Genomic DNA, 4,429 nt, shown 5'->3' on the forward strand with positions numbered 1-4,429 from the left:
ATCCACCCCTTAATGCGGCTGGGCAAAGATTTACAAAAATCGCTCAACTTTGTGATGGGTGCCATAAAACCATCGACAATCGAATTGGCCAGATCTTCGCCGGCTTGTTCCATATCAGCCTTGGCACCCTCCGAGAGCTTTTCCTGTGTAAAAAAACTCTTCAACCATTGCCAAAAGTTGGAAAGGCTTTGTTTAACGCCCTCCCACAAACCTTCAAAGCTTTGAACAACAGCGCCAAGCCCTTGTTTGAACTTTTGCCAATGGGAAGAGAGATCAAAAGCAGCAGCAATGATGTTTTTCCATTTGGTGATGGTGGTGGTATCGGCACCAAAAAAGCGCATGACGGCTTCAAAGGCACGCCCCCAATTCCGTATGACCCCCTGTGCAAAGCCTTTGACAAATGAAGAAAAACGATCCCAATATTTCCACAAAGCAAAACCAGCTGCTAGTATGACCGCCACAACAGCAGCAACCATAGCCCCTATTGGGGTAAAAATAGCCCCCGCAACAGAGGCAATACCAGCCCCAACCACTTGATCACTGTCCCGATCCAACCAAAAGAGGCAGCAAATGCACTTCCTGAGACAGCAATCCCCCGTAAAGCCCCGACCAACAAGGTCATGGGGCGTAAGAGTCGGAGTGAACTTGCCCCAAGACCCGCGGTTAGCAAACCCAGCGAGCGCCCTGCGGCTGCTAAGCCACGCCAGCTTGCAGCAACACCACGACTGAGTACTCTAAGCTTAATAAAAGACGTGATCAATTGAAGAAGCCCAAGGCGTGTACCGGCAAGAGTAAAGCGCAAAACCCGTAGAGCAATATTAAAAGCCATAAGGGCTGCAATGGTTTTGATGATGGCGCTTGTTAAAGTGGGATGGGCATTCGCCCACGCCATAAGCCCATTGGTAAAATTGCCAACACTTTCCATCAAACTGTTGAGAGGAGGCAGAAGCACTTCACCAATGCTAATCCCCAAAGCCACAATGCGGTTTTGTAAGAGTTCAAATTGCCGCATGGCACCGGTTGCTTGTTTGTCTGCTTCTTGCTCTACAGAGCCTTTAAAGACTTGTGGATCTTTCACATAATCTAAAGCTTGCCCTAACAATTCGGGGTTACCCACCAATTTGGCAAAATCACCAGTAAAATCGCGCCCAGCAATGGCAATCAGCGAACGCATGCCCTGTTCGGATTTCGCTAAAACATCAAAAAAGCGTACCAAGGTGCCGGTGGCATCTTTGTCCAGATCTTGCATGAATTTTTCGCGAGAAAGCCCAATATTGCTAAAGGCATCTTCAATATGCTTGCCTCCTGCCTGAATACGCGCACTCATGGCATTAAAACCACGCGCGGCACTCTCTGGAACAATCCCAGCAGAAATCATCGCTGTACCAAATGCCGCGGTTTCGCGCGCTGTCAACTTAAACATGGTTGCCGCACCGGTGGCACGATTGGTAAAATCAGACACTTCACTGGCTTTTGCCGCCATGTGATTAGAGAGATGATTGATAGCATCGCCTAGATCTTCAATGCCTGCTTGATTAAGCTTAAAGACATTGCGCAATTTGGCAAAACGCTCCCCAATCTGATCCCCCGTCATATCAAAAGCAACAGCTGCTTTAGCGGCATAAATGCTAAAAGCCTCTAAGTCTTGTTCACCAATGCCTGCTTGGTTGGCACTGGTCATCAGTTCCAAAACTTCACGTGCCGCTAGCGGAATCTTGGTGGAAGTTTCAAGCGCAAAACGACGCAATTCTTTTAAACGATTAAGGGGGGCATCCAGAACCTTTTCCAAGCCCTTCATCGATTGGTCAAATTGCATGGCTTTATAGAGCGGTGCAATTAAGGTTGCTGTTTGCGCAATGGCACCCACCATACGCCCCCGCGCTTGGATAAAAGCATTTTCCGCATTTGCCGTTGCTTCCCTCAGGTGCTCCGGGTCAAACCACCCTTTAAAATGTTGCCTTGTCTTGTTTTGGAAATGCGCAACATCTGAACTGAAGGCTGCAAGATCACGCTTGGCAGAAGCTATCCCCTCTTGCAGATGATTGACAAAACGCACAACAAGGGAAACATCCATGACGATTCTTTATCCTAACTGATGACTTTCATATTCTTGGGCTTTAAAGCGTGCGAGTTCTTCTCGATAAGCAATCACATCCAGCCAATCCATCTGGTTAATCTCTGAAGGCGCCCAGTGATAATAAAGGGCTAGTTCTGCCCCAAATTGTCTGGCAGAGAGGATTGGCGTTGCGTAAAAAAAGCAAAAAAAGCCTTCAATATTGCGACAATATCTATCACATCAACTCGATCAATCAATTCAATAGATTCATGTGACATATCAGCCAAAAGTGCTGTGATGCCTTCTGTTGCCTCACTTGTGAACAAAACTTGAGAAAGCTTCGTGATAAGCACATCATTGCTCAAAGTGGTTTTTTGCTCTCCAAACTCAGGAAGCAGCAGCTCTGTCAATTGTGGTCCAATGAGCACCGCTAATTGCTTGGCATGCTTAAAAGTGGGGCGATAAAAGGTCAGTTTCTTGCAGAGAGATTCTTTGCCACCTTTATCTTGATAAAGAAACGGAACCTGCAATTCCACGTCAATGCTGGTTTGTAAACTTGTCATGATCAATTCCTATAAATGAGAACGCTATCAATAATGAGAGCTTATAAATTGAGAATAGAGCGGCGGCGAGAACCGATCTCTTGCCCGTTGCGGACAAGCCAACCGCCCCGTTTGAACGAAAAGCGGTGCAAAACAGAGCCATCCCAAAATTCCGTATAGTCCCAAACATTTTTGATCTCGCAATCATAGCCTGTCGCTTTCCCAGCCGTTAAGCCTTCACTATCCACTTTGACCAAACGCCCTGTCACATCAATGGAATGCTCATGCTCGCGTCCATCTTCTTCAGAGATCACATGTTTTTTGCCTGTGAATTTATGACGAAGACCAGGAGGACCACCAAAAATACCGATAATTTCGGGGGTGTGGCTGCGGATTTTCATTTGCATGCTCAAAGCTTTGACACCAAGACCGCTCACATCAATTTGCATATCAGAGCCGCCCGGTTGATAGGTTTCTGTAATTTCTTCCAACGTAGGTAATTTGAGGGTTTCAAGATCAAGATGGAGATTCACATCATCATCAACAATCAGGGTAAAACCGCGAACAATTCTTAAAGTCATATGTCGCTCCTTGCTGCTTTGCGATAACCCTCTAGCGTATCGCCAAAGGCATAAATCATTTTCTTTTGGATATCTTGCGCCAGACGGTCAAAATAAGCGCTATTGCGCCGGCTGCCAAAGCTTAAATCTTCTAGAGGCGGCACTTCTTCTGCATCAAATTCCACCCGCAATTTTCCCAGTTGTAAATTGCTGTTGGAATTTAAATCGCGGTCAAACCAAACCCGACCACCCAGCAGTGCTCCACGCGCAATCATATCATCAAGAAAGCTGGTCAAAGAGCGGGTAATGGCAATAACATGTTGACCGGTCAGATTCTCATCATTGGCCCAAGGGCGGAAACCGTTAATGATGGTTTTTTCCAAGGCTGCACGGGTGCGCACCACATTGACAAAGCGCCACAATGGGTCACTGGAGGTGGTATGATTTCCCCATAAAATACGTCCATTGGCAGCCATTTGTCCCCCAGAATTATCTAAATGCGCATTTTGGCTAAGCCGTGCTAGAATAAAGGTCGCAATATCGGCTTGGTTAAGGCGATTTGCCTCATGATCGATTTCCCCATCAAAATAGCTAATGGGGCGTGCTGTCCCTAAAATGCCATGCACATCTTGGTTGGAAGGAGACCAAAAAACACCGCCCCTTTGCTTATCACGTTTGATAAACATGGCTGCTGCAAAAGGACTTGCGGGTTTAACACTAACACCTCCATCAGAATTTGCCACCCGTACAAAGGGATCAATCAAATAACAAAAGCGTGAGGAAAAATCTGCACGATAGGCAAGGCTTTCTTCCGTGTTTTTACCCCCCGTATCGAACACGGCAATCGCTTGTAGCTTTTCTGCAACCTGTTCCAAAGCGTCTGCCACAGGGTTTTTGCCATTATCAAGGCGCCCTGCACTATAAGCTGGTGCTAAGAGAATTCCAGGTTCCACACCTAAATGCCCTCTAGCATGCGCTAAGGCATGCACACCGGTCAAGTGAGTATTGGATCCCACCATTTCGGTTTGTGTCTCAGCAATGGTTGACTTTTCTTCTACCCGCACAAGGATAATTTGTGCCTCAATCCCCTGCGCGCGCACGGCGTTAATCACATCAAGAGCTGTGCCCCTTCGCCCAAGCTTTTGGATTTTTTCTGTCTCATGGCTAAAGATAAGGACAGGCTCGTTGAGGGGAAAAACTTGGTTGTCAGCATCAGGGGCTGTAACAACCGCTCCAATAGCGCTCTGATCAAATGTTGCTAAAGGACGTGA

At 46.9% G+C, this 4,429-nt stretch carries 3 protein-coding genes and 1 pseudogene; all 4 read right to left on the bottom strand.

Going from position 1 to position 4,429, the window contains the following annotated elements; genetic code table 11:
- Positions 1–2,074, bottom strand: a pseudogene (locus tag ACFIME_RS06590) (phage tail tape measure protein); the annotation flags it as partial.
- Positions 2,075–2,205: 131 nt separating this feature from the next.
- Positions 2,206–2,619, bottom strand: a complete 414-nt coding sequence (locus tag ACFIME_RS06595; RefSeq protein WP_375684680.1) for a hypothetical protein — start codon at positions 2,617–2,619, stop codon at positions 2,206–2,208.
- Positions 2,620–2,660: 41 nt separating this feature from the next.
- Positions 2,661–3,179: a phage major tail tube protein gene (locus tag ACFIME_RS06600; RefSeq protein WP_273790102.1), complete on the bottom strand. Its 519-nt coding sequence runs from the start codon at positions 3,177–3,179 to the stop codon at positions 2,661–2,663.
- A partial coding sequence (locus tag ACFIME_RS06605; RefSeq protein WP_375684681.1) for a phage tail sheath family protein occupies positions 3,176–4,429 on the bottom strand: 1,254 nt, incomplete at its 5' end. The genes ACFIME_RS06605 and ACFIME_RS06600, both read right to left, overlap by 4 nt.

Source organism: Bartonella sp. AP1QHHD (assembly GCF_042196265.1).
Classification (GTDB): Bacteria; Pseudomonadota; Alphaproteobacteria; order Rhizobiales; family Rhizobiaceae; genus Bartonella.